The sequence below is a fragment of the Paracidovorax konjaci genome (assembly GCF_900112675.1).
In the GTDB taxonomy this organism is placed as follows: domain Bacteria; phylum Pseudomonadota; class Gammaproteobacteria; order Burkholderiales; family Burkholderiaceae_C; genus Paracidovorax; species Paracidovorax konjaci.
This window is the reverse complement of sequence record NZ_FOMQ01000002.1, coordinates 357,698-381,558: the sequence shown is the minus strand read 5'-3', so window position 1 is coordinate 381,558 and position 23,861 is coordinate 357,698. Positions and strand designations below refer to the sequence as shown.

Annotated in this window: 18 protein-coding genes and 1 tRNA gene; 5 read left to right on the top strand and 14 right to left on the bottom strand. The window is 67.2% G+C overall.

The genetic code is table 11. The features are described 5' to 3' along the window. Nucleotides 1–2: 2 nt before the first annotated feature. The 10 genes from BM144_RS04270 to serS form a co-directional block, all read right to left on the bottom strand. Complete coding sequence (locus BM144_RS04270) at nucleotides 3–4,595, bottom strand: type I polyketide synthase (RefSeq protein WP_092950041.1); 4,593 nt, start codon at nucleotides 4,593–4,595, stop codon at nucleotides 3–5. Further along, nucleotides 4,592–9,913: a non-ribosomal peptide synthetase gene (locus BM144_RS04265; RefSeq protein WP_092950040.1), complete on the bottom strand. Its 5,322-nt coding sequence runs from the start codon at nucleotides 9,911–9,913 to the stop codon at nucleotides 4,592–4,594. Before BM144_RS04265 ends, BM144_RS04270 begins: the two co-directional genes overlap by 4 nt. After that, nucleotides 9,910–10,902, bottom strand: coding sequence for a TauD/TfdA family dioxygenase (locus BM144_RS04260; protein ID WP_092950125.1), 993 nt, complete (start codon nucleotides 10,900–10,902; stop codon nucleotides 9,910–9,912). Before BM144_RS04260 ends, BM144_RS04265 begins: the two co-directional genes overlap by 4 nt. A gap of 90 nt (nucleotides 10,903–10,992) precedes the next feature. Continuing rightward, nucleotides 10,993–11,745: a thioesterase II family protein gene (locus BM144_RS04255; protein ID WP_092950039.1), complete on the bottom strand. Its 753-nt coding sequence runs from the start codon at nucleotides 11,743–11,745 to the stop codon at nucleotides 10,993–10,995. A gap of 5 nt (nucleotides 11,746–11,750) precedes the next feature. Then, complete coding sequence (locus tag BM144_RS04250) at nucleotides 11,751–12,011, bottom strand: MbtH family protein (RefSeq protein WP_092950038.1); 261 nt, start codon at nucleotides 12,009–12,011, stop codon at nucleotides 11,751–11,753. Between the two features lie 178 nt (nucleotides 12,012–12,189). After that, nucleotides 12,190–12,426, bottom strand: a complete 237-nt coding sequence (locus BM144_RS04245) for a DUF4880 domain-containing protein (protein WP_092950037.1) — start codon at nucleotides 12,424–12,426, stop codon at nucleotides 12,190–12,192. 90 nt (nucleotides 12,427–12,516) lie between these two features. After that, entirely contained in the window at nucleotides 12,517–13,044 is a 528-nt protein-coding gene (locus BM144_RS04240; RefSeq protein ID WP_092950036.1) for a sigma-70 family RNA polymerase sigma factor, read from the bottom strand. 235 nt (nucleotides 13,045–13,279) lie between these two features. After that, a tRNA-Ser gene (locus BM144_RS04235) sits at nucleotides 13,280–13,369 on the bottom strand. A 75-nt stretch (nucleotides 13,370–13,444) separates the two neighbouring features. Further along, entirely contained in the window at nucleotides 13,445–13,957 is a 513-nt protein-coding gene (locus BM144_RS04230) for a DUF1993 domain-containing protein (protein WP_092950035.1), read from the bottom strand. Nucleotides 13,958–13,969: 12 nt separating this feature from the next. Further along, nucleotides 13,970–15,292, bottom strand: a complete 1,323-nt coding sequence (gene serS / locus BM144_RS04225) for a serine--tRNA ligase (protein WP_092950034.1) — start codon at nucleotides 15,290–15,292, stop codon at nucleotides 13,970–13,972. Between the two features lie 96 nt (nucleotides 15,293–15,388). Between serS and BM144_RS04220 the strand changes: the two genes are divergently transcribed. Next, nucleotides 15,389–15,829, top strand: coding sequence for a VOC family protein (locus BM144_RS04220; protein ID WP_092950033.1), 441 nt, complete (start codon nucleotides 15,389–15,391; stop codon nucleotides 15,827–15,829). Nucleotides 15,830–15,838: 9 nt separating this feature from the next. On the opposite strand, the gene BM144_RS04215 is transcribed toward BM144_RS04220, so the two are convergent. Beyond that, nucleotides 15,839–16,780, bottom strand: a complete 942-nt coding sequence (locus BM144_RS04215) for a threonine/serine dehydratase (protein ID WP_092950032.1) — start codon at nucleotides 16,778–16,780, stop codon at nucleotides 15,839–15,841. A 226-nt stretch (nucleotides 16,781–17,006) separates the two neighbouring features. Here BM144_RS04215 and BM144_RS04210 point away from each other — a divergent pair, with 226 nt between their 5' ends. Then, on the top strand, nucleotides 17,007–17,678 hold the full coding sequence (locus tag BM144_RS04210; protein WP_092950031.1) for a CBS domain-containing protein: 672 nt from the start codon (nucleotides 17,007–17,009) through the stop codon (nucleotides 17,676–17,678). A gap of 54 nt (nucleotides 17,679–17,732) precedes the next feature. Here BM144_RS04210 and BM144_RS04205 read toward each other — a convergent pair whose 3' ends face one another. The 3 genes from BM144_RS04205 to BM144_RS04195 all read right to left on the bottom strand — a co-directional run bounded on the left by BM144_RS04205 (nucleotide 17,733) and on the right by BM144_RS04195 (nucleotide 20,774). Then, the gene (locus BM144_RS04205; protein WP_092950030.1) at nucleotides 17,733–19,058 is read right to left on the bottom strand and encodes a hemolysin family protein; all 1,326 of its coding nucleotides are present in this window, start codon (nucleotides 19,056–19,058) and stop codon (nucleotides 17,733–17,735) included. Nucleotides 19,059–19,285: 227 nt separating this feature from the next. Then, nucleotides 19,286–20,284 carry a 4-hydroxy-3-methylbut-2-enyl diphosphate reductase gene (gene ispH / locus BM144_RS04200; RefSeq protein WP_092950029.1) on the bottom strand — a complete coding sequence of 333 codons (999 nt, stop codon included), beginning with the start codon at nucleotides 20,282–20,284 and terminating at the stop codon, nucleotides 19,286–19,288. A 4-nt stretch (nucleotides 20,285–20,288) separates the two neighbouring features. Beyond that, nucleotides 20,289–20,774, bottom strand: coding sequence for an FKBP-type peptidyl-prolyl cis-trans isomerase (locus BM144_RS04195; protein WP_092950028.1), 486 nt, complete (start codon nucleotides 20,772–20,774; stop codon nucleotides 20,289–20,291). Between the two features lie 105 nt (nucleotides 20,775–20,879). Here BM144_RS04195 and radC point away from each other — a divergent pair, with 105 nt between their 5' ends. The 3 genes from radC (at nucleotide 20,880) to BM144_RS04180 (ending at nucleotide 23,573) form a co-directional block, all read left to right on the top strand. Beyond that, nucleotides 20,880–21,593, top strand: a complete 714-nt coding sequence (radC, locus tag BM144_RS04190; protein ID WP_092950027.1) for a RadC family protein — start codon at nucleotides 20,880–20,882, stop codon at nucleotides 21,591–21,593. Next, nucleotides 21,593–22,798, top strand: a complete 1,206-nt coding sequence (locus BM144_RS04185; RefSeq protein WP_092950026.1) for an esterase-like activity of phytase family protein — start codon at nucleotides 21,593–21,595, stop codon at nucleotides 22,796–22,798. The genes radC and BM144_RS04185 overlap by 1 nt, the downstream gene beginning before the upstream one ends. 112 nt (nucleotides 22,799–22,910) lie before the next feature. After that, nucleotides 22,911–23,573, top strand: a complete 663-nt coding sequence (locus BM144_RS04180) for a Smr/MutS family protein (protein ID WP_092950025.1) — start codon at nucleotides 22,911–22,913, stop codon at nucleotides 23,571–23,573. Nucleotides 23,574–23,861: the final 288 nt, after the last annotated feature.

The following is a 23,861-nucleotide window of genomic DNA, read 5'->3' as shown; positions in this document are numbered from 1 at the left end:
GTTCATTCGGTCTGCAGGGTGGCGGCGCGGCCCTCGGGCTGCGAGGCGCCCGATGCCTCGCGCTCGATGTCTTCGATCAGGCGCAGCTCCACGAGCTGGGCCAGTTCCGACACGGTGGGCGCCTTGAAGAAAGAGGCTGGATGGATTTCCACGCCGTAGGTCTTGCGCACACGCGAGAGCAACCGGATCGCCAGCAGGGAGTCGCCTCCCAGCTCGAAGAGGTTGTCGTCCGCGCCGAGGCCGTCGATGCCCAGCGCTTCCGTCCACAAGGCCGCGAGATCCGACTCCACGCCCTCTTCCGGCGCGCGGTAGGGCGTCGAGAGCACCGGTCTCGGATGCCCTGCGTCCAGCGCGGGCCCGGCTTCCGGCACGTCCGGCATGGAATCCACCAGGCCGTCCAGCGGCTTCAACCGCTGTGCAAGGGGCGTGACCGACACCACCGTCTGTGGAACCGCGGGGCCGTTGACGATGCGCTCGAAGACTGCTGCACCGGTCTTCTCATCCAGGCCCAGGCCTTCGGGCACGTCCATGTCCACGGCGATGCCCACGTCGCGCCATGCGTCCCAATTGACGGAGAACACGGGCCATTCGTACTCGCGCCGGCAGAGGGTCGCAAATGCGTCCAGGTAGGCATTGGCCGCGGCGTAGTCGCTGCGGCCGAGCCCGCCGATGAGGCTGGCCACCGAAGAGCAAAGCAGCACGAAATCGAGCGGCTCGCCGCGCACCGCTTCCAGCAGGGCCTGCGTGCCCCGCACCTTGGGCGCGAATGCCGCTTCGGCCTGCTCACGGGTTCGGGTCGCAAGCATGCCGCGCCCCGGTTCCACCACGGCATGGATCACGCCGTTCACCGGTCCGAAGCGCGCGTGGATGGCGTCCAGTGCGGCCCGCCATTGCATGGGATCGGTGGTGTCGGCCGCCACATCCAGCCAGGCGATGCCCTGCGCATCCAGCGCCTGCAGTTGCTCCAAACGGCGGCGCTGGGCGGACGGCAGATCGCGCTGCGCGAGAAGTTGGGGCCATGTCGGGCGCGGAGGCAACGGAGTCCGGCCTGTGAGGACGAGCCGGGCACCATGCGTGCGGCCCAGGTAGCGTGCCAGTGCGAGGCCGACCCCACCGAGCCCCCCGGTGATCACCACCACGCTGCCGGGCCGCAGGCGTTGCGCGCTGACCGGCGGCGGCAACGTGGGTTCGTAGGCCTTGACCCAGCGGTGGGCGCCTCGCCACGCAACGAGAAAATCTTCTGCGGATCGGGTAGGCTCGTCCGCCAGCGCCCGGGCCAACTGCCCTTCCGCCACGCTGTCGGCGCGCGGCAGGATCACATCCACCACCCGGCAGGCCACATGTGGCATCTCCTGCCCCATTACTTTGGCAATGCCCAGCAGAGTCGCCTTCTCGGGCACCAATTCTTCGGTGCCTGCGACCTCGTCGATGCAATCGGTGACCACGGTCAGGGACAGAGCGCGCATTGCACCCGCATCCTCCAGGCCCTGGGCCAGCGCCATCAGGCTGAAGTACCCAAGCTCCCAAGCGGGCGACTGCGGGGGTGAGACGACCGGTTCGCCACCGCCGACGCCCCAAAAATGGAACACATGGGATATGGCGCCGGCATCGCGCCAGAGGGCGGCATGGTCAGCGCGGTGGTCGGGCCGCAGGCCATAGCTGTCGCTGCCCGTCCGCAGGAAGGCATCGGCCGCCTGTACGCGTACCACCCTGGCGCCGCGCTCCTTCAGTACCGCCGCAAGCCGGTCCGCCAGCGGCAGCCCGTTGCCTGCGTACATCAGTACGGTATCGCCGTGGGCAGGGCCGGCAGCGGCCGGATCGGCCTGAGCAGCGTTGCCACGGCGCCAGCAGGGTGCGTAATACATCCCGCCAGGAGCGGCATCGGCCTGCCCGGGATGCCGGACGGATGGATCCCGCGGACCCGCATCCACCCAGAACCGCTGGCGCTGGAACGGATAGGTCGGCAACGGCACGGACCGGCGTGGTGCGCCGTCGCGGAGTGCGCTCCAGCCGATGTCCACGCCGGCCATCCAGAGCCCCGCCACCGCATGCGCCAGCTGCTGGCCGTTGCGCTCCTGCTGCTGAGGATGGGCCTGGCTGGCCCATATCCCTGCCGCGGATGCAGCGGCGGCGTGCTGCCGCGCCAAGCCTGCCAGGGCCTCGCCCGGCCCGACTTCCAGCACCACACGGCCAGGCTGCGAGAGCACCGTATCCAGGCCGTCGCGGAACCGCACCGTTCCGCGGAGGTGACGCCCCCAGTACGCGGGGCTGGTAGCTTCTTCGGCCGTGACCCGCTTGCCGGTGACGTTGGAAATGAATGGCAGCCGAGGCACCTGGCGTGGTACCGAGGCGATGCGCCGCTCCAGCTCGGCCACGATGGGCTCCACGAGCCGGGAATGCGAGGCCACCGAGACATGCACCCTCCGCGGCAGATGGCCCTGCTCGCGCAACGCCTGCTCCGTGCGTTCGACGGCATCCGGCGTGCCGGCCAGCACGCAGACCGCATCGCCGTTCACGGCCGCAAGGTCGCACCCGTGCACGAGGAAAGGCGCGACCTCCGGCTCCGGCAGCGAGACCGAGGTCATGGCACCGGGCACCAGGGTGGCCATGAGTTGACCCCGCCAAGCCACGATGCGCATCGCATCTTCGAGGGAGAAGACACCTGCGATACAGGCTGCTACGTATTCCCCAAGGCTGTGGCCCAGCATCAGGTCAGGCTGCACACCGCATGACATCCACCATTGGGCCAGCGCGTATTCCACCGCGAACAGCGCGGGCTGGGACGCGTCGATGCGCGCCAGGCGCTCAGCAGCGGCGGCTTCTTCGCCAGCGGGGGGATGAATCAACGCGCACAGTTCCAGGCCGGTCTCTCGCCGCAGGATGTCGGCACATTCATCCAGTGACCGCCGAAACACGGCATGGCGGCGGTACAGGTCCCGGGCCATACCGACATGCTGCGAGCCCGCGCCCGGAAACAGGAAGACCACCTCCGCCGGCGTACCGGCAACACGCACGGGGGAAGGCAGCGGCGCTTGCAGGCGCTGCGCGGCGAGGCCGGGCTCGTGCGCAACCACGGCTGCACGCCAAGACCATGCACGGCGTCCGGATTGGAGCGTGTGGGCGACATCCGCAAGCTCTGCCACGGGTTGCTCCAGCAAATGCGCTGCCAGCTGGAGGCGGCTCTCCCGCAATGCAGGTTCGGTGCGGGCTGACACCGGCAGCACGTGCCACGCCCCCTCCATCGGTTCCACGGGAACCGTGTTTGCCTGTGCCTCTTCCAGCACCACGTGCACGTTCGTGCCACCGATGCCGAAGGAACTCACGCCCGCACGGCGCGGGAATGCCCCCTGGGGCCATGGCTTGGCCTCCGTGTTCACGTAGAACGGGCTCGCCGCGAAATCGATCTGCGGATGGGGCTTGCGCCAATGCAGGCTGGGTGGCAGTTGGCGGTGCTTCAGCGCCATTGCTGCCTTGATGAGCCCCGCGACCCCGGCCGCTGCGTCCAGGTGGCCGACATTGGTCTTGACCGAGCCGACCGCGCAGAAGCCGTGGCGCTCCGTGTCTGAACGGAAGGCCTGCGTGAGCGCCGCGATTTCGATGGGGTCGCCCAGTGCGGTTCCGGTTCCATGCGCCTCGATGTAGCCGATGGTGTCGGCCGACACGCCTGCAATGAGCTGGGCCGCGCGGATCACCTCGGCCTGCCCATCCACGCTGGGTGCCGTGAATCCGACCTTGGCCGATCCATCGTTGTTCGCTGCGCTTCCCTTGATGACGGCATGCACGGTGTCTCCATCGCGCAGGGCATCGTCCAGGCGCTTGAGTGCGACGGTCCCCGCGCCGCTGCCGACCACCGTGCCCGCAGCCTTCGCATCGAAGGCACGGCAGTGGCCATCCGGCGACAGGATGGCGCCAGCCTGGTAGCGGTAACCGCCCTGCTGCAGAAGATTGAGCCAGACCCCGCCTGCCAGCGCCATGTCGCATTCATGGCCGAGGAGTGCCTGGCATGCCATGTGAACGGCCATGAGCGACGTCGAACAGGCGGTCTGGACGGTGACCGCAGGGCCACGCAAGTCCAGCTTGTACGCTACGCGGGTACAGAGCGAACTGCCGGCATTGGCGCCCATGAGCCCCAGAACATCGGCGATGCCCGCACCGCCGTCCAGTCCGGACGATGGGAGCAGATGGCGCATGAGGTAGACGCTCGGGCCTTCGCCTCCATACACCCCGACCTTGCCTTGCCAGCGCGATGTGTCGCAGCCCGCATGCTCCAGGCATGCCCAGGCGCTTTCCAGAAAGAGCCGCTGCTGCGGATCGAGTTGTTCCGCCTCGCGTGGCGTGAAGCCGAAGAACTCGGCATCGAAGCGGTCGACCCCGTCGAGCGGCATGCCGGCTTTCACATAGTCTGGATCGTTGCGCAAGGACTCCGGCACCCCCAGTGCCGCGAGTTCCTCATCGGTGTAGTGCTTCACCGATTCCACGCCGTCCCGGATGCGTTGCCAGAAAGTGTCGATGTCGGGTGCGCCAGGAAAGCGGCCTGCCATACCGACGATGGCGATCTCCAGCCCCCCGGGCTCATGGGAAGACAGTGTGTTCATTCTTGGGTTCCTTGGAGAATGGCGCGGCGCTGCAGGAGCGCGGCGCGCTGGCGTCGGGCGCGATCGTCGGCCGGCGGGGATACGGGGGTGGTCGCCGCTTCGCCGCTCTTGCGATCGATGTGGCGCGCGAGCGATTCCACGGTCGGGTGCTGGAACAATTCCACGAGGGTCAGGGACAGGCCCCACTGGTCCTGCAGCAGCCGGTGCGCACGGATCAGCAGCAGCGAATGCCCGCCGAGGTCGAAGAAGTTGTCGGTCAAGGCCACTGCGCGGACACCCAGCAGTTCACTCCAGAGTGCCGCCAACCGCTGCGCGGTGCTGCCATCGGATATCTGCTGGGGGCCGGGAGGCTGCGCAGATTCGGGCGATGGCAGCGCTGCACGGTCCACCTTGCCGTTGGCATTGAGCGGCAGCGATTCCAGCACCACCACGGCGCGTGGGACCATGTAATCGGGCAACCGCAGCGCGAGCGCTGCACGCAATGCGGCAGGCTCTCCCGCCCCTGCCACGTAGGCCACCAGGGTTTCGCTGCCCGCGCGCCCCTGCACCACTGCGACGGCATCGCGGACACCTGCCTGCGCGCGCAGCGCGGATTCGATTTCGCCGAGCTCGATGCGCAGCCCGCGCAGCTTAATCTGGTGATCGACGCGGCCGAAGTATTCGATCTGCCCCTCAGCGTTCCATCGCACACGGTCGCCGGTGCGATAGAGCCGCTCGCCCACCGCCAACGGATGGGCGATGAAGCGCTCCGCAGTGAGTCCTGCCTGCCCCAGGTATCCCCGTGCCAGCAGTGCGCCGCCGATGTACAGCTCGCCCGCGACCCCCTGGGGTACGGGATTCAGGTCGGAGTCCAGCACCCAGCATTCGGTCTCACTGATGGGGCGGCCGATGGGTACCGGTCCATCCTCGTCCCGGCAGGTCCAGCGGGTGACGTGGATGGTGGTTTCCGTAGGGCCGTAGAGGTTCTGCAGCGTCGCGCCCGGCAGGCGGCGCAGGGCTTCGCGCTGCAGCGTTTCCGGCATCGCTTCGCCGCCGCAGATGACATGGCGCAGGCGCGTGCGATGCTCGATGCCTGGATGGTCCAGAAAGGCCTGCAACATCGACGGAACGAAGTTCAGCGTCGTCACCTGGTGCTGCTCGATAAGGCTCACCAATTGCTCCGGATCGCGATGCGCCCCTGGCGGAGCCACCAGCAACCGGGCGCCCGCAGTGAGCGGCCAGAAGATCTCCCAGCACGACACGTCGAATCCGAATGGAGCCTTGTGAAGCACAGTGTCCGCAGGAGCCAACCCGTAGGTGGATTGCATCCATGCCATGCAGGTATGCAGCGCTGCGTGGCGTACGGCCACACCTTTCGGCAGGCCGGTGGAGCCCGAGGTGTAGATCACATAGGCCAGCTGATCGGCATGTATCTCGATGCCGGGGTTCCTGGCGTCTTCCCCGGCCGCATCCAGCATCGCGCTGTCGATGTCCATGCGCTGTACACCCTGCAGTCTGGGCACGGCAGCCCGTGCGGCCCCATGGGTCAGCACAAGGCGCGCACCGCTGTGCCGCAGCATGTAGGCCAGGCGCTCGGCCGGGTACTCGGGGTCCAGGGGAAGGTACGCGCCGCCCGCCTTCATCACGGCCAGCATGCCTACCACCATTTCCGCCGAACGGTGCATCGCTATGCCAACCAGCGACTGCGGCGCGAGTCCCTGCCGCAGCAGGTGGTTCGCCAGCCGGTTGGCCCGCTCGTTCAACTCTGCATATCCAAGCGATACGCCATCGAACAGTAGCACGGTGGCCTCCGGCTGCCGCATGGCATGGACTTCCAGGCTGCGAATTACTGCGCGTGGCGCGCTTTCGCGGGAGGAATTGCGGCTCCAGTCCACCAGCCGACTCCACTCGCCAGGCAGAAGCAGATCCACGCTTGCCACGGGCGCCATGGGCTGCTCCGCCAGCGCCTTCAGCAGCGCCAGATAGTGCCCTGCCAGGCGCTCGATGGTGGCCGGCTCGAAAAGTTCTCCGGCATACAGCCATGCGAGGGAGAGCGTGCCATCCTTGCGTTCGCGTGCCTCCAGCACCAGTTCGAACTGCGCCTCGGGCCCCTGCAACGGCTCAGCCTGGACATGAAGCCCGGGAACGGAATGCAAGGCCTGCGTGTCCTCCGCGAGGTGATTGAGCATCACCTGGAACAGCGGGCTGAGGCTCGCGCTGCGCTCTGGCCGCAAGAATTCAACCAGTCGGTCGAACGGCAATTCCTGGTGCGCCTGCGCGCCCAGCATCAGTTCCCGCGCTTCGCGCAATATCGTCGCCAGAGAGGCCTGCCCTGTCACCGTTCCCGGCAGCACCAGGGTATTGACGAACAGACCGATCAGGCGCTCCACCTCGGGCCGGCCGCGCTGCGCAATGGCCGCACCGACGCGAACCTGCGATTGCCCGGTGTAGCGGTAGAGCAGGGCATGCAGCCCCGCCAGCAGGACCATGAAGGAAGTGACACTTTCGGAGGCCTGCAGCGCTTGCAAACCACGTGCCGTGGACTCCGGCACGGAAAAGGCATGGCGGCGCGCTGTGTAGAGTGCCCGGGCCGGGCGCGGATGGTCCGGGCGCAACTCGCTCAGCACCGGGTTCCCGCCCAGTCGCTCGCGCCACCAGGCCCACTGCCGATCGCTCTCGCCAGCCGCGAGCCGCTGCGTGGCCCACGCTGCGTAATCGATGTACTGGATGCCAGGCATCTCGCGCGGCAGTGCGGCGCCGCTCCTGCGGGAGCCATAAGCCTCCAGGCATTCGCTTGCCCACACCTGCATCGATGCCCCATCCGAGAGGATGTGGTGCATCACCACGGCCAGCACGTGGGTCTGCCCGCCGAGCTTCAGCAAAGCCACGCGCCAGGGAAACCCCTTCAGCAGATCGAACGGTCGGGCCTGCAGCATGCCCAGTTGCTCCCGTAGTGCCTCCTCGCGTTCCTCGGAAGAGATGCCGGCAATTTCCACGATGTCCAGCGACAGGTGGGGCCCGGCATCTTCGACACGCTGGAACGGCATGCCGTCGGCATGTTCCCCAAACACCGTCCGCAACGATGCGTGCCTTCGCACGACGTCGCCCAGCGCGGAGCGCAGCGACTGGGCATCGAGTTCTCCGGTGAGTCGAAGCGCCACGCCTACGTGGTATGCCGCCTGCGATGGCGCCATTTTCCAAAGGAACCATTGGCGCGCCTGCGCATGCGACAGCGGTTGTTCCGCACCGCGCGCCGAAGGCGGCAGCGGAACGACTTGCGATCCCGGAGTGGGTGGGGCGCCGGCTCCGCGGCCGATCGCCCCCTCCAGGGCGGCAGCGCACTGGTGCAGGCGCGGGTGATCGAAAAGCACACGCGGTGCAAAATCCACGCCCCAGCGCTGAGCGATGCGCACGGCCGCTTGCGTCGCCGCAAGGGAATTGCCGCCCAGCACGAAGAAGTGCGACTCGCGCTCCAGGGGCCGTGCTGCGTCCATGTGCAGTACCTGCCGCCAGACCTCGGCCACGCCAGCCTGCAAGGCGGTCAGCGGCTCAGCTCCGGCTTGAACCGCCTGAGCCGTGCCGCCGCGCACGAAATGGCCCCATTCGTAGATGGCATAGGCATCCGCGACACGGTCTTTCCAGGCGGCCCGGCATGCGCTGCGCTGCAACTTGCCGCTGGTGGTTTTCGGAAGGGTTCCAGGCTCCAGCAACAGCACGACCGACAGCGGCTCTCCCACGGTCTCGCTTACGGCTTCGCTCAGCGCATCCACCAGCGCTTGCGGTGACACCAGCTTCCGCATGCCGCGGGACACTTCCACGGCAGCGCCCATGCCTTCCGAATGCGCGCCCTGCACTGAAAAGACAGCCACACGCCCTTTGCGCACAGCCTCCACTTCCGCTTCGATCACGCGCTCCACATCCTGCGGATAGACGTTGTGCCCGCGCAGAATGATGAGGTCCTTCGTCCGGCCCGTCACCACGAGTTGGCCCTCGTGCAGGAAGCCGAGATCTCCGGTGCGCAGCCACCGCCGGCCGTCGCGTTCCACGAAGGTCTGCGCAGTTTCCGCCGCCTTGCCCCAATAGCCTGCCGCCACGCTCGGGCCGCTGGCCCATATCTCGCCGACACAGCCCGGATCTGCAGGGCGCAACGATGGTAGGTCCATGACGGCCACCGCATGGCCGGCAGCAGGCCCTCCGCAGCCGACCAGCACCGGGCCGGCACTGTCCGGTGCGGCAGCACCGACGGACAGCGCTTCCGCAGAGAACGCCCTGGACCACAAACCCGTCCCGCTTCGGGAGCCTGTGACATAGAGCGTTGCCTCGGCCAGCCCATAGCAGGCGTAGACCGCATTGGCATCGAAGCCATGGGCCGCGAAACGTTCGGCAAAGGCAGCCATGGTGTCTGCCCGCACTGGCTCCGCACCGCTATAGGCCACGCGCCATTGCGACAGATCCAGCCCTGCACATTGCGATTCGCCGATGCGCTCGAGGCACAGGCGGTAAGCGAAATCCGGCCCGCCACTGACGGTGCCACGGTAGCGGGACATGAGCTCCAGCCAGCGCGCGGGCCGCTCCAGGAAATAACGGGGGGAAACCAGCACGAGCGGCGCACCGCTGTAGAGCGGTTGCAGCAGGCCGCCGATCAAGCCCATGTCATGGAACAGCGGTGCCCAGGAGACGAATCGGTCCTGCGGACCCAATCCCATTCCCTCCTGGATCGCACGCTCATTGGCCATCAGATTGCCGTGGGTGACCATCACCCCCTTGGGCTGCCCGGTGGAGCCGGAGGTGTACTGCAGGAACGCCACGTCGTCTTCCCGTGGGCTGTATCGCTGCCAGGTCTCATGGCCCGATTCATCGACTGCGTCCACTGCGATGGCGGCCAAAGCACCGAAGCCGGAGCGGACCAGGTCCTGCAGGACCTGGGTCGTGAGCACGCAGGCAGCGCCGCTGTCCTGGGCAATCGCCTGCAGGCGTGCAAGGTGCTGCGGGCGCTGCGACTCCGGTGGAAACACCGGTACTGCAATGACGCCGCAATGGAAGCAGGCCAGCATGCTGATGGCGTAGTTCTCATCGTTGTCCTGGAGCACCAGCGCGCGGTCGCCCACGGCGAATTGCTGCTGCATCCGGGCGGCGAGAGACCGTACCTTGCGGCTGAACTCACCGTAGGTCAGCGTGATCTCACGGCAATGCCCCTGCGATTCGTCCACCACGGTCAACCAGGGAGCATCCGGCTGGCCAGCCACCAGGCGCTCCAACTGCTCTACGAAGTTACCCGGCGGCGGCTCTGCCGCGACAGTGTGTCCCGCTTCCTGCAACACCCAATCTTTGGCGCTCATGCTGGCACCTCCAGGTTGCCGTGTGGCTGCGCCATCGCCACGACCACTTTGCGCGCACCCTTGAAAGGCGAACGGGCATGGGCCGCAAGCATGTTGTCCAGCATCATCACGTCGCCTTCTTCCCATGGGAAAGAAACGGTTTCGGCATCGAGCACGGCGCGTACTTCATCCAGCACGGCGTCAGGCATGGGGGAGCCATCGGCAAAGAACGTGTTTCGCGGCACGTTCTCGATGCCCAGCACTTCCTCCAGCACCTCCCGTTCTTCCGCCTCACGAGCAGAAATGTGGAAAAGGTGCGCCTGGTTGAACCATACGGTCTCTCCGGTGGCAGGATGCACCTCGATCGCCTGGCAGAGCTGCCGCGTCCGGAGGCCGCCGTCCTCCTTCCATTCCCAGCCGATTCCCGAGCGGGTGCAGAACGCTTCCACTTCATCGCGCCGCTCGGTGTTGAACACTTTCTGCCAGGGCACGTCCATGTCTCCGAAATTGCGCACGTAGAGCACACCGGGCTCGAAGAGCTGGCGGATGCGTTCGGGCATGCGCCGATAGATGGCCCTGCTGTCCGCGATGGGCGTCTCGCCCCCCTCTGCCGAGGCCTTCACGCAGTGGAACCAGATCCGCATCGGCCATTCGCGTGTGTAGGCCTGCTCGTTGTGCAGGGGAATGCTCTGGTGCGCCGGATACTCGGTCGAGGTGTAGACGCCGGCACCCGTCGATGCCTCCACAGCCGAGCGCGGAGTGGAGGCGAACTCGTACTTCAGCAGCGGGTGGCCGAAGGACGCCGCAAACTGCTGGAATATCTCGACATCCGGAACGGCAAAACCCCGCAACAGCACACCGCCAACCTGCGGCAGCACCGCTTCGATGCGAGGGCGCAGCCTTGCGAGCGCGTCCAGCAATCCTTCGCCCGGTCGATGAGGCGTGATCAACAAGGGCAACTCGGATCCCTCGGGCGCGTGGCGCCTGAATTGCATCGGCATTTCATTCATGAAGAACTCCTTGTGCGCGCAAAGGCGCTGCCAGCCCGCCGCACGCACGCAGCGGGAAATCAGGAAAAGCAGGGGGAAAGGGAGGCCGCCTCAGGCGGCGGAGGCAACGGCCGGCTGGTTCCAGGCCACACGCAATGGCCTCAAACGCTGTTCCAGCGCACTCAGGAAAGCAGGCTCGCGGTCGCGCAGGTAGAAATGCCCACCGTCGAACCAATCCGTGGTGGCAGGGCCGCGCGTTTCATGCGCCCAGGCAAGCAACTCGGATTGGTGGATACGGTCATCCCTTCCCGCGAAGACGTGGACGGGGCAGCCCAGCGGAGTGGCCTTCTGGTCACGCTCGAAGCTGTAGCAAACGCGATAGTCCGCTCTCAGCACGTCCAGCGTGATGCGCAGAAGCTCGGGTTCAGTAAACACGGCTTCGGGAGTTCCGCCCTGGTCTCGCAAGTCCATGAGCAGCCGCTCATCGTCCAGCGGCTCGGCATAGCGCTCCGGGCTTCGCGCCAACGGAGCAGCGCAAGCCGATACGACCAATGCAGCGGGCTCTACCCCAAAATGCGTCTGTAAGTGCCGCGCTACGCCATAGGCCAGCAGCGCTCCCATGCTGTGCCCAAAGAGCACGAAAGGACGCCCGTTTGCGGCGCGCAGGCAAGGCCCGGCCAGCTGCTGCACGAGATCGACATAGCTCAGTGCAAACGGCTCGCCCATTCGAGCACCACGGCCGGGCAACTCCACCGGTGCCACTTCGACACCCTCGGGCAAACCCCTTCGCCAGCGCAGGTACATCGTGGCACTTGCACCCGCGCAAGGCAGGCAGACCAGCGGCAGAGCAGCGTCGCGCGCCATCGCCGTCAGGCTGCTGCAGTGGTTGAATCTTCAACCTGCGCCCCGGACTCCTGGCGCTGCATCCAGTCACGCAGCGACTGCGGCCGCATATCCGTCCAGACTTCGTCCACGTAGGCGACCACGGTCTTCTTGTCGCCACGCACGCCTTCGATGGACGTCCATCCATCAGGCACCGTCTTCCAGTGCGGCCAGATCGAATACTGTCCTTCGTGGTTGATCAGGACGATGAAGGTTTCGTCTTCGCGATCGAAGCAGCTCGTAGACATCGGTGCATCCCTTGTGCAGTTGAACATAGGGTCGCCACGTCTTTCCGTCCGAAGGAAGGAAGCCGGATGGCAGACCCACCTCCACAAGACGATTCGCGAGGCAATCTGTTCACCGCACAGCCAGCCGCAGATGCATTCCTTGGCAATTGCACCGGCTGTCGGGAGTGCAGCAAAGACATCAAGCGTCTTCTCGCTCTCCACCACCCGTTTGATTGCCGCTTCGGCGGGGAACCATGCCCGCCAGCAGCCAGAGATGGGCCGCCTCTTCATACCTGCGCCTGTGCAGCGGGTCTTCCAACAACCATGCCGTCATCTCGGCACGCGCTGCTTCGTCAAAAGTCTCTCGATCGAATTCGCGCTGGACCCAGGCCCAGGCGGTGTCCCAGACAGGATCGTCGTCGTACGGTGCATTCATGCGCCAAGCCTAGCGCATCCAGAAGCCACCCCCATCCGGTCCGCGGCAGATCGCGGCGGGAGCCGGCAAGCCGATCCGACGCTGGACGGATCACTGGCCGGGCATCATGTGCACGCGGCACCGGGCAACGGCCTTTGCGGCATCGGCAATCAGGCCGTTGACGAGCCCCAGCGCGCAACCCAGCCTTTCAGCGATCTGGCGCTGGGTCAGCCCTTCGATGCGGTAGAGCTCGAACACCATGCGAGTCCGTGGGGGCAGTTGCGAGAGCACCGTATCGATCGCATGGATCACCTGCTGCTCGCACATCATTCGGTCGGGCGACCGATGGCATGGGACGTCGATCGCCTCGACGTCCACGTCGAATGTGCGATAGCTGGCTTCGACTTTGTGTCGCCGGCAGTAGTCCAAAGCAAGGTTTCGCACCACCTGGCAGCAGTAGCCGATGGGCCGATCCGCCACCCTCGTACTCGGGCCTTCCGCCAGTTTGAGATAGGCATCCTGCACGACGTCGTCCGCAAGATCCCCGGTATTCACGATCTGCCGCGCCACACGCCACAGCTGTGCCCGGTGGGCAACGAACACATCGGCCAAGGAAGGTTCGGACAACGGCAAGGACATAGGCAACGCTTCCTGGAATTGCCGGCAACAGTTCCGGCTTATGGAAAGCGATGATACAAACAAAACAGCGAATGCGAATTATTTGTATTTATTAAACGTGAGTTGATCGTCGGAAATGTTTCCAGCCATCGGCCATGGCATGGCGATGAGAAAAGACGATGCGGGGAACGCGGCTGCCGTTCCCAAAGGCACAAATAAAAACGGGCCCCGAAGGGCCCGTTTGATCTTGCGCATTTGGCGGAGAGGGTGGGATTCGAACCCACGGTGATGTTGCCACCACGCCTGATTTCGAGTCAGGTACATTCGACCACTCTGCCACCTCTCCTGTGTCGAAGCGCGGATTCTAGCAGGAAGTTTGCGCTGCCAGAACGTTCGCGCCACGCCGCTCGTTTTTTCCTGCTCAGAACTTGCCCATGTAGTCGCGCTTGCCCAGCTCCACGCCGTTGTGGCGGGCAATCGCATAGGTCGCGTTCACGTGGAAGAAGAACTGCGGCAGGCCGTAGTGCAATACGTAGGTCTCGCCCACGAACTGCTTCTCACGCGGCGTGCCGGGCTGCAGCGTGATCTGGCGCGTTGCGGCTTGCTCGAACTGCGCCACCGGCAGGCTTTCGATGAAAGCCCGCACGGTGTCGATGCGGTCGTGCAATTCCACGAAGCCGGGGCGCTCCGCATCGGGGAACGAAGGCACTTCGGCGCCCGCCAGCCGCGCCGACACTCCCTTGGCGAAGTCGCACGCAACCAGCACCTGCCGCGCCATCGGAAACATGTCGGGGAACAGCCGGGCCTGCAGCAGCGCATCGGGCTCGATCTTGCGGGCCATGGCGTGGGCTTCGGTCTTGGACAGAATGTCTTTCAGCGAGCCCAGCATCTGGCGGAAGACGGGGATGCTGGCGTTGTAGAGGGGATAGGTCATGGTGGATGTTCTTCAGGATTTCAACACCGCCAGCCCGCCCAGATAAGGGCGCAGCACCTCGGGCACCGTCACGCTGCCATCGGCGTTCTGGTAGTTTTCCAGTACTGCCACCAAGGTTCGGCCCACGGCCAGCCCTGAGCCGTTCAGCGTGTGCAGGAGTTCGTTCTTGCCCTGGGCGTTCTTGAAGCGGGCCTGCAGGCGCCGCGCCTGGAAAGCCTCGCAATTGCTTACGGAGCTGATCTCGCGGTAGGTGTTCTGAGCGGGCAACCACACCTCGAGGTCATAGGTCTTGGCGGCGCCGAAACCCATGTCGCCCGTGCACAGCAGCACCACGCGGTACGGCAGGCCGAGCTTTTGCAGAACGGCCTCGGCATGGCGGGTCATCTCCTCCAGCGCCTCGTAGCTTTTGTCCGGGTGCACGATCTGCACCATCTCGACCTTGTCGAACTGGTGCTGCCGGATCATGCCGCGCGTGTCGCGGCCATAGCTTCCGGCCTCGGAGCGGAAACATGGAGTGTGCGCCGTGAGCTGGATGGGAAGCTCTGCCTCCGGCACGACCTGGTCGCGCACGAAGTTCGTCAGAGGCACCTCGCTGGTCGGAATGAGGTAGAGCGCCGCGTTGTCTGGCACCGGTTCCCCCTCCTGCCCGCCTTTCTTCGCGGCGAAGAGGTCGCCCTCGAACTTCGGCAGCTGCCCCGTGCCCTTGAGAGAGTCCGCGTTGACGGCGTAAGGCACATAGCACTCGGTGTATCCATGCTCCTGCGTCTGCACATCGAGCATGAACTGCGCCAATGCGCGGTGCAAGCGGGCGATGGGGCCCTTCATCACGGTGAAGCGTGAGCCGGAGAGCTTCACACCCATGTCGAAATCCAGGCCCAGGGGTTCGCCCAGGTCCACATGGTCCTTGGCCGGGAAATCGAAGGCCTGGGGTGCCTGGCCGTCCGGGCTCCAGCGACGGATCTCCACGTTGCCCGACTCATCGGAGCCGACCGGCACGCTCTCGTGCGGCAGATTGGGCACGGCCACCAGCAGCGCGTGCAGTTCGGCCTGGATCTGCTCCAGGCGCGCAGCGGAGGTTTCGAGTTCGATCTTGAGGCTGCCCACCTCGGCCATCACGCCGTCGGCGTTCTCGCCCTTGGACTTGAGTTGGCCGACCTGCTTGGAAAGCTGGTTGCGCCGGGCCTGCAGTTCCTCGGTCCGCGTTTGCAGCGTCTTGCGCTCGGACTCCAGGGACCGGAAGGTTTCCACCTCGAGGAAGCTCTGGGGCTTCTTGCGGGTTTCCAGCCGCGCGATGGCGGAATCGAGGTCTTTGCGAAGGAGGAGGATATCGAGCATAGCCCGCGATTTTACCGACCACCCCCCATGGGTTGTCAGGCATTGAATATCCGGGCCTCATCGCTTTAGGATGCATCCAACAGCACAGGAGGCGCGATGCAGATAGAACCGTATCTTTTCTTCGATGGCAATTGCGAAGAGGCGCTGGAGTTCTATGCACGGTGCCTGGGAGGGGCGGTCCAGTCCGTGCAGCGCTATGGAGGCTCTCCGCTCGAGAAACAGCTGCCCGCGCACTGGTGCGACAAGATCATGCATGCCACGCTGGAAGCGCCTGGCGGCCACCGCTTCATGGCCAGCGACCGCATGCCGGGCCAGCCGTTCGGTGGGCATGCGGGGTTTTCGATGTCGATCAATTGCCCTTCGGACGCGGCGCATGGCGAGCGCATTTTCCGCGGCCTGTCGGAAGGCGGGCTGGTGACCATGCCCTTTACCGTCACGTTCTGGGGCGCGCATTTCGGCACGCTGGTGGACCGCTTCGGTGTGGGCTGGATGGTCAACTGCGACGGAGCGAGCGCCGCCGAGTGTGGAACCGGCTGACCCTGTCGTTCAGGCCACCGCTGCGGGATCGCAGTTGGCCCCGCAGATGACCAGACCCACCGTCTCTTGCGGCCGCGGGCGGTACACGCCGCTCTGCAAGGCAGCGATGCCCAGGGCCGCTGCGGGCTCCACGGCCAGCTTGAGTTCATGCCAGAGCCACTGCTGAGCCGCGCGGATGGCTTCGTCGGGCAGCAGCAAGGCATCCTGGACATGGCGCTGCGACACCTGCCAGGCAATGTCGCCGATGCGCCGGGCACCCAGTGAGTCGGCGGCGATCCCGCCGACCGCCACGTCGACCGGTGCACCCGCCGCGCGTGCGCTGTGGAGGGTGGGTGCGCGCTCGGGCTCCAGAGCGACCACGCGCGCGCGCCCTTCGCACCACGCGGCGATGCCGGCGATCAGCCCGCCGCCGCCCACGCTCACGAGCACGCTGTCCGGCAGCCCTCCCGCCTGCTCTTCCATCTCGAGCGCAAGGGTTCCCGCACCCGCGGCCACCTCGGGCTGGTCATACGCATGGTGGAGCAAGGCGCCGGTTTCCTGCTGCCGCGCCAGGCAGGCCTGCAGGGCTTCTGCATAGGTGGCGCCGCCCACGACCACATGCGCCCCCAGGGCCCGCAGGCGCGCGCGCTTGGCCTCCGGCGAGACCTCGGGCACATAGACTTCGCAGCGAACGCCCAGCGAGCGGGCGGCAGCGGCCGTGGCGATGCCGGCATTGCCGCCGGACGCCACGATCACGCCACTGTCCGGAACGGGGTTGGCCAGCAGGCGGTACAGCATGCCCCGGGCCTTGAAGCTGCCGCCCACCTGCAGGTGCTCCAGCTTGAGCCACACCTCGGCGCAGCCGATGCCCAGCGAGCGGCCGGACAGCCGCATGAGCGGCGTCGTCCGCAGGAAGTCGGGGTGCGCGGCCAGGCGCAGCCGGGCAGAAGAAATGGCGGAGCGATCGATCATGGGGAAGCACGTGAAGAAGGGATGGATGAGAAGGCGGCACCCGGCCTTGACCGGAGCGGACCCTCGGAGTGTATGCAGCCCGGCCCCAGGCACGCGCCGTGCAGCGCCCGGCAAGCCCCGCACACCCGTCCAGCAGATGCCTGCCGCGCCCTGTGCCACGCGCCGCACCTGCCGATAACATGCCCATAGGCCGCGCTCCGCGGCTTTCCTCAGCAGGAGATGGCGCATGTTCTTCGTGTTCGGCCCTTTGGGGCAGATGTACCGCGGCGGTCCCGAGCAGCTGTCGCAGGTGTCGCCCGTGCGCCGCGTGCAGCGTCCCCAGGCCTTGCGCACCCGCGGCCCCGATGTTCCCGAGCCGGAGGTCGCGCCGCAACCGCCCGCTCCCGCCCCACCGCACGTGAACCTGCTTGCGCAGGTCGCAGTCAGCGCCTATGCGCAGACGGAGCAAGGGCCGCAGCAGGCCCGCCAACCCCTCATGCACGTGCGCGATGTGATGACTTCCGGATCGCTTTCAGTCCCGCCGGATGTCCGTGTGAACGACGCGTGGCAAACGCTGGCGCAGTACCACGTCGCGCAGGCGCCCGTGGTGGATGCGCAGGGCCACGTGGTCGGCCTGCTGCTGCGCGCCGACATGGCCCCGCTCGACCTGCTGCCCGAGCCGGGCAGCGTGAAAGCGGCGATCGACCTGGCACGCCGGCCGGTATCGGAAGTCATGGTGAGCCCGGTGCCCACGGTGGCGCCCGATACCGAACTGCGCCGCGTGGCGGGCGTGCTGCTGGACACGGGCCTGCCCGGCCTGCCCGTGACGGACGAATACGGCACGCTCGCCGGCTTCATCTCGCGCACGGACATCCTGCGTGCCGTGGCCGCCGATCCGCCGCTCGACCTCTGGAGCTGAGAGGAAAGAAGCCGCCCGGGCATTGCCGGGCAGCCTCCGGCGCCGTCGCCGGCGTCAATCGGCCAGGGCCGTCCCCTGGGCTTCCGCGATGGTCACGGCGGGCAGCGGGCTGGCCAGCACCTTGTCGATGGTCTTGCCATCCATGTCCACCACCTCGAATTGCCAGCCCTCCCATTGCACGGTGTCCGTCACCTTGGGCAGCTTGCCCGTCAGCAGCATCACCATGCCGCTCAGCGTGTGGTAGCGGCCCCGGTCTTCCTCCGGAACGGCGTCGAGATCCAGCCGGTCCTTGAGTTCCGGCACGGGAATGTGCCCGTCGAGCAGCCAACTGCCGTCTTCGCGCTGCACCGCCCAGGACGTGGCCGGGTCGCGCGCGTGGAATTCGCCGGTGATGGCTTCGACGAGGTCACGCAGCGTGACGATGCCCTGCACTTCACCGTATTCGTCGATGACGAAGGCCATCTGCAGGTCGGACTGGCGGAAATTGTCGAGCAGCTCCATGCCGGTGATCGTCTCGGGCACGTAGAGCGCCGTCTGCAGCGGCTGGGTGGCCAGATCGCGCACGTCTTCGCGCAGCGAGCGCGACAGCCACTGGCGGGCATTGAGCACGCCCAGCACGTTTTCCATGCCGCCGCGCACCACGGGGAAGCGGCCATGGTCGGAGGTTTCGATGCGCCGGACGTTGTCTTCGAAGCTGTCCTCGATGTCGAGCACCACCACGTCGGCACGCGGCACCATGAGCGAGCCGATCTGGCGATCGTCCAGGCGGAACACGTTGCGCACCATCTGGTGTTCGTGGGATTCGATCACGCCGGCGCTCGTGCCTTCTGCCAGCACGGCATGGATCTCGGCCTCGGTCACGGCGCTGGCGGTGTTTTCCTTCACGCCCAGCAGGCGCAGCAGGGCCTGCGTCGACACCGACAGCAGCCGCACGAAGGGTTTGGTGGCGAGCGCCAGCCAGTTGATCGGCCGGGCCACCAGCCGCGCCAGGGTTTCGGGGTAGCTCTGCCCCAGGCGCTTGGGCACGAGTTCGCCCACGACGATGGAGAAATAGGTGATGAGCACCACCACCAGGCCCGTCGCCGTGTAGCCGGCGTACTTCTCGGGCATGCCCACGGACAGCAGCCAGACCGCGAACGGCTCGGCCAAGGCGGCTTCGCCGACGATGCCGTTGAGCACGCCGATGGACGTGATGCCGATCTGGATGGTGGAGAGAAAACGCGTCGGGTCTTCGCCGAGCTTCATGGCGGCGATGGCGCCGCTATCGCCCTCATCGATCAGCTTCTGCAACCGGGTCTTGCGCGCTGAAACCAGCGCCAGCTCGGACATGGCAAAGAGGCCATTGAGAAGGATGAGGGCGAACAGTAATGCTATTTCCATAAGCAGGGAGTGAGGGCTCCCTCGGAGTGAATCGAGCGGAAATTGTAAGAAGTCCTACCGCCGGTGGGGATTTGGGGCAGGAAGGCGTGGGGGCTTTGCCCGGCGCCCTCCCGGAGCCGGCAGATACACCTTGGGCATGAAAATGCATCCATGCCGCCGGATTCATTGAATTGTTTGCTACAAAATAAATAGCATATCGGCGTCGTTTTCATTCCGCCGGGATTCGCTCAATGCCCCGCAGCGCCTGTTTCGGGTGTCCGCTCGCTGATCTCCAGCCCGGTGGCCGCATCGATCTTGAGCCCCTTGGGCAGCGGGAACTTCACCGTCTCTTCGATGCCATCCATCCTGCGCACCGCCACCGCGCCCAGCGCCCTGATGCGGTCGATCACCTGCCGAACCAGCACTTCAGGGGCCGACGCGCCCGCCGTGAGGCCCACGCGCTGCACGCCTTCGAACCATTCGGTGCGCAGCTCTTGCGCGCTGTCCACCATGTAGGCCGTGGTGCCCAGCCGCGCGGCCAGCTCGCGCAGGCGGTTGCTGTTGGAGCTGGTCGGGCTGCCCACCACGATGACCAGCTCCACCTGTCCGGCCAGCACCTTGACGGCGTCCTGCCGGTTTTGGGTGGCATAGCAGATGTCCTGCTGCTTGGGTTCGCGCACCTGCGGAAAGCGCGCGCGCACGGCGGCGGTGATCTCGGCGGCATCGTCCACGCTGAGCGTGGTCTGCGTGACGACGGCCAGTTTCTCGGTCTGCGCGGGCTGCACGCGGGCCACATCCGCCGTGTCCTCCACGAGGTGGATGCCGCGATCGAGCTGGCCCATGGTGCCCTCGACCTCGGGGTGGCCCTTGTGGCCGATCATGATGAACTCGTAGCCCTCCTTGGCGAGCTTGGCCACCTCCACGTGCACCTTGGTGACCAGCGGGCAGGTGGCATCGAAGATGCTGAAGCCGCGCGCCCGGGCCTCGGCCTGCACGGCCTTGCTCACGCCGTGGGCGCTGAAGACCAGCGTGGCGCCGGGCGGCACCTCGGCGAGGTCCTCGATGAAGATCGCGCCCTTGGCCTTGAGGTCGTTGACCACGTAGGTGTTGTGCACGATCTCGTGGCGCACGTAGATGGGCGCGCCGAACTTCTGCAGCGCGCGCTCCACGATCTCGATGGCGCGGTCCACGCCCGCGCAGAAGCCGCGCGGCTCGGCCAGAACGATTTCCTGGGGTGGGATGGACATGGCGTCAGAGCACTCCGATGAGCTGGACCTCGAAGGTCACCGGCTGCCCCGCCAGCGGGTGGTTGAAGTCGAAACGCACCGCGCCGTCCCCGCGCACCTCCAGCACCACGCCCGCGTAGCTGCCCAGGCCGTCGGGCGTGGGGAACTGCACCACGTCGCCCGTGGCGTACTGCTCGTCGGGGTCGCCCAGCTCGGCCAGGAGCCTGCGGGCCACCCACTGCTGCATCTCGGGATTGCGGTCGCCGAAGGCCTCGCCGGCCGGCAGCTCGAACGTGGCGCGCGTGCCCTCGGGCAGGCCGATCAGGCGCTGCTCCATCGCGGGCGACAGCTCGCCCGCGCCCAGCGACAACGTGGCCGGCTTGTCGCCGAAGGTGTTGATGACGTCGCCCGCCGGCCCGGCGAGGCGGTAGTGCAGTGTGAGGAAGGAGCCTTCCTGGACGGTGGGGGAAGAAGGCCCGGAGCGCTCGGACGAGGAGGCGATGGTGGTCATGGGGGATGCCGGTCTGCTGCAAATAGTGTATAAAAACCCAGTGCCCACACCTCGCCGGAGCGGGCACGCGGTCTGGTCCGATTGTCCGTCCTTCTTTCCAACCCCATGGCTCTCAAGACTCTGCCCATCGATGCACAACCCCGTGAACGGCTTCTGGCGCGTGGCCCCACCGCCCTTTCGGACGCCGAACTGCTGGCCATCCTCCTGCGTACCGGCATCGTGGGCAAGGGGGTGATGCAGATGGCACAGGAACTGCTCTCCCCCGCGCTGCCCGACCCCGCCACCGGCGCCCTCAGCGGCGGCTTCGGAGGCATCAGCGGGCTGCTGCACGCGAACGCGGACGAACTCAAACGCATCAAGGGCCTGGGCCCGGCCAAGCGTACCGCGCTCGTGGCGGTGCTGGAGCTGGCCCGCCGCGTGCTCGCACAGGCGCTGCCCAAGCGGGAAATGTTCACGTCGCCCCGGGCCGTGCGCGAGTACCTCCAGCTCTATCTCGGCAGCAAGCCGTACGAGGTGTTCACCGTCCTGTTCCTGGACAGCCAGAACGGGCTCATCGCCATGGAGGAGATGTTTCGCGGCACGCTGGCGCAGGCCAGCGTGTACCCGCGCGAGGTCGTGGTGCGCGCCCTTCACCACCAGGCCGCATCCGTGGTGCTGGTGCACAACCACCCGAGCGGGCATGTCCGGCCCAGCCGCGCGGACGAGGCCCTGACGCGCTCGCTCACCGACGCGCTGCGGCTCGTGGACGTGCGGGTGCTGGACCACATGATCGTCGCGCAGGGAACCTCCCTCTCCATGGCGGAAGAGGGATTGATGTGATGCACGGCCTTACGCTGCGCCACCGCGCCGCGCGCGGCGGCTGCCTCCTCGCCACCGCCGCGCTGGCCGGCCTGCTGGCCGCCTGCGCGCCAACGCCCACCATCCCGCTGGCCACCGCCCCGGAAGCGGGGGCGCCGGCCGCGCCCCGCCTGCGCTGGATCGGCACCGCCACCCTGCCCCATGCGATGGAGTTCCTGGGCAGCACGGTGGGCGGGCTCTCGGGGATCGACTACGACCCCGTGCACGACCAATGGGTGCTGCTGAGCGACGACCGCTCCAGCCTGCAGCCCGCACGCTTCTACACCGCGCGGCTGCGCTATCGCGCCGACGCGCTGGACACGCCGCAGCTCACCGGCATGGTCACCCTGCGGCAGGCGGACGGGCAGCCCTTTCCTTCGCCGCAGCAGGCACGCCGCGCGACACCCACCCCCGCCGAGGCGCCCGACCCCGAGGCCGTGCGCTGGCTGCCGGGCGGCCAATCGCTGCTGTGGACCAGCGAGGGCGATTTCGCCCGCGGCTTCGGCCCCGCGCTGCGCGAGAGCCGCGCCGATGGCTCGCAGGTGCGCCAGTTCGTGCTGCCGGCCCGCTTTGCGCCCCGAAGCGGCGGCACCTGGGGGCCCCGGGGCAATCGCACGCTCGAAGGGCTGGCCCTCTCGCCGGACGGCCGCACGGCCTGGCTCGCCATGGAAGCCGCCTGGTACCAGGACGGCCCCGAGCCCACGCTCCAGGCGCCCGGCGGCCCGCTGCGCATCACCGCGATCGACATCGCCAGCGGGCAGCCCCTGCGGCAGCTGACCTATGTGCCCGATGCCGTGCCGCGCGCGCGACGCCTGCCCTGGGGGCCACAGCTCAATGGCGTGAGCGAGATCCTCGCCGACGGGCCCGATCACCTCCTCGTGCTGGAGCGCGCCTACAGTGCGGGCGCAGGGTTCTCCGCGCGGCTCTACCGCATCGACATCCGCTCCGCGAGCGACACGCTCGCTCTGGAGCAGCTCCTGCCCGGCAACCACGTTCCCGCCCGCAAGTCCCTGGTGGCCGATTTCGCGGGCCCGGACCTGCCCGCAGTGGACAACCTGGAAGGCATGGCCTGGGGGCCGCCGCTGCCCGGCGGGCGCCGCGTGATCGTCTTCGTGAGCGACGACAACTTCAACCCGGCGCAGGCCACCCAGTTCATCGCCGCCGAGTACATCGCGGATGCGCCCTGAACCCCGGGCCAGCCCACCGGCCCCGTGGCCGCGGATCGCCCCCATCCCGCAGGGCGGGAGGGCGCTCGCGATCCACCGGAAACAGGCCCCGGGTTGCGGTACAACCGGGCGCATGAAAGCCAAGTCGCTCCAGGACCTCCAACCGCTGCGCAAGGCCCTGGCCCACGCGGCGGCGCGGGAGGCAGAGGCCCGGCAGGCGCGCATCGAGGCCGAGCGCCGTGCCCGCGCCGAGCGGATGCTTTTCCAGGATGCCGTGGGCCCCGTGCAGCCGCTGCGCGGCCAGCGCGACCGGCGCTGGCATGCCCCCGAGCTGCCCGAGCCCCTGCCCGTGCAGCGCACGCTGGACGAGGAACGCGTGCTGCACGAATCGATCAGCGACGAATTCGACGTGAGCACGCTGCTGGACGTGGACGACCAGTTGAGCTTCCGGCGGCCCGGCATCGGCACCGACGTGACGCGCCGCCTGCGCGCGGGGCACTGGAGCATCCAGCGCCAGCTCGACCTGCACGGCCTGCGCACCGACGAGGCGCGCGAGGCGCTCGGTGAATTCATCCGGCTGTCGCACCGCACCGGCCTGCGCTGCGTGCGCGTGGTCCACGGCAAGGGGCTGGGATCGCCGGGCCGGGCGCCGGTGCTCAAGGGCCGCGTGCAGCGCTGGCTGGTGCAGAAGAAGGAAGTGCTCGCCTTCGTGCAGGCCCGCCCCGCCGATGGAGGGGCCGGGGCGCTGGTGGTGCTGCTGCAGCCCAGCCGGCGCGGTGTTGCGCCGCTGGGCTAGTGCGCTCTCCCGACGCGCACACGCGAAGCAGCCCAAAGAACTCACCGAAGGTCTGCTCCACGCGGACCGAATTCGCCGATCCCATCCTCTCCTGGCTCAGGCGGTTTCTCGGGCGAACCCGAGGAGGAAGGCACCAGCGACCGCTTCGCACGCTGCCCGGATGCTTCGCCCCCCGGGCAATGATCTTCACCACCTCTGCCTAGGATCGAACTCGATGGCCAACAGTCATCGAATTCGAGTCGTCTTGCGACAGCCGCGTTCCCCATCGACCGTCGGCATCACCCCACC

What these genes read in the sequence shown, in the direction of transcription:
- BM144_RS04270 (WP_092950041.1), bottom strand. Translation starts at nt 4,595, where the DNA reads ATGAACACACTGTCTTCCCATGAGCCCGGGGGGCTGGAGATCGCCATC.
- BM144_RS04265 (WP_092950040.1), bottom strand. Translation starts at nt 9,913, where the DNA reads ATGAGCGCCAAAGATTGGGTGTTGCAGGAAGCGGGACACACTGTCGCG.
- BM144_RS04260 (WP_092950125.1), bottom strand. Translation starts at nt 10,902, where the DNA reads ATGAATGAAATGCCGATGCAATTCAGGCGCCACGCGCCCGAGGGATCC.
- BM144_RS04255 (WP_092950039.1), bottom strand. Translation starts at nt 11,745, where the DNA reads ATGGCGCGCGACGCTGCTCTGCCGCTGGTCTGCCTGCCTTGCGCGGGT.
- BM144_RS04250 (WP_092950038.1), bottom strand. Translation starts at nt 12,011, where the DNA reads ATGTCTACGAGCTGCTTCGATCGCGAAGACGAAACCTTCATCGTCCTG.
- BM144_RS04245 (WP_092950037.1), bottom strand. Translation starts at nt 12,426, where the DNA reads ATGAATGCACCGTACGACGACGATCCTGTCTGGGACACCGCCTGGGCC.
- BM144_RS04240 (WP_092950036.1), bottom strand. Translation starts at nt 13,044, where the DNA reads ATGTCCTTGCCGTTGTCCGAACCTTCCTTGGCCGATGTGTTCGTTGCC.
- BM144_RS04230 (WP_092950035.1), bottom strand. Translation starts at nt 13,957, where the DNA reads ATGACCTATCCCCTCTACAACGCCAGCATCCCCGTCTTCCGCCAGATG.
- serS (WP_092950034.1), bottom strand. Translation starts at nt 15,292, where the DNA reads ATGCTCGATATCCTCCTCCTTCGCAAAGACCTCGATTCCGCCATCGCG.
- BM144_RS04220 (WP_092950033.1), top strand. Translation starts at nt 15,389, where the DNA reads ATGCAGATAGAACCGTATCTTTTCTTCGATGGCAATTGCGAAGAGGCG.
- BM144_RS04215 (WP_092950032.1), bottom strand. Translation starts at nt 16,780, where the DNA reads ATGATCGATCGCTCCGCCATTTCTTCTGCCCGGCTGCGCCTGGCCGCG.
- BM144_RS04210 (WP_092950031.1), top strand. Translation starts at nt 17,007, where the DNA reads ATGTTCTTCGTGTTCGGCCCTTTGGGGCAGATGTACCGCGGCGGTCCC.
- BM144_RS04205 (WP_092950030.1), bottom strand. Translation starts at nt 19,058, where the DNA reads ATGGAAATAGCATTACTGTTCGCCCTCATCCTTCTCAATGGCCTCTTT.
- ispH (WP_092950029.1), bottom strand. Translation starts at nt 20,284, where the DNA reads ATGTCCATCCCACCCCAGGAAATCGTTCTGGCCGAGCCGCGCGGCTTC.
- BM144_RS04195 (WP_092950028.1), bottom strand. Translation starts at nt 20,774, where the DNA reads ATGACCACCATCGCCTCCTCGTCCGAGCGCTCCGGGCCTTCTTCCCCC.
- radC (WP_092950027.1), top strand. Translation starts at nt 20,880, where the DNA reads ATGGCTCTCAAGACTCTGCCCATCGATGCACAACCCCGTGAACGGCTT.
- BM144_RS04185 (WP_092950026.1), top strand. Translation starts at nt 21,593, where the DNA reads ATGCACGGCCTTACGCTGCGCCACCGCGCCGCGCGCGGCGGCTGCCTC.
- BM144_RS04180 (WP_092950025.1), top strand. Translation starts at nt 22,911, where the DNA reads ATGAAAGCCAAGTCGCTCCAGGACCTCCAACCGCTGCGCAAGGCCCTG.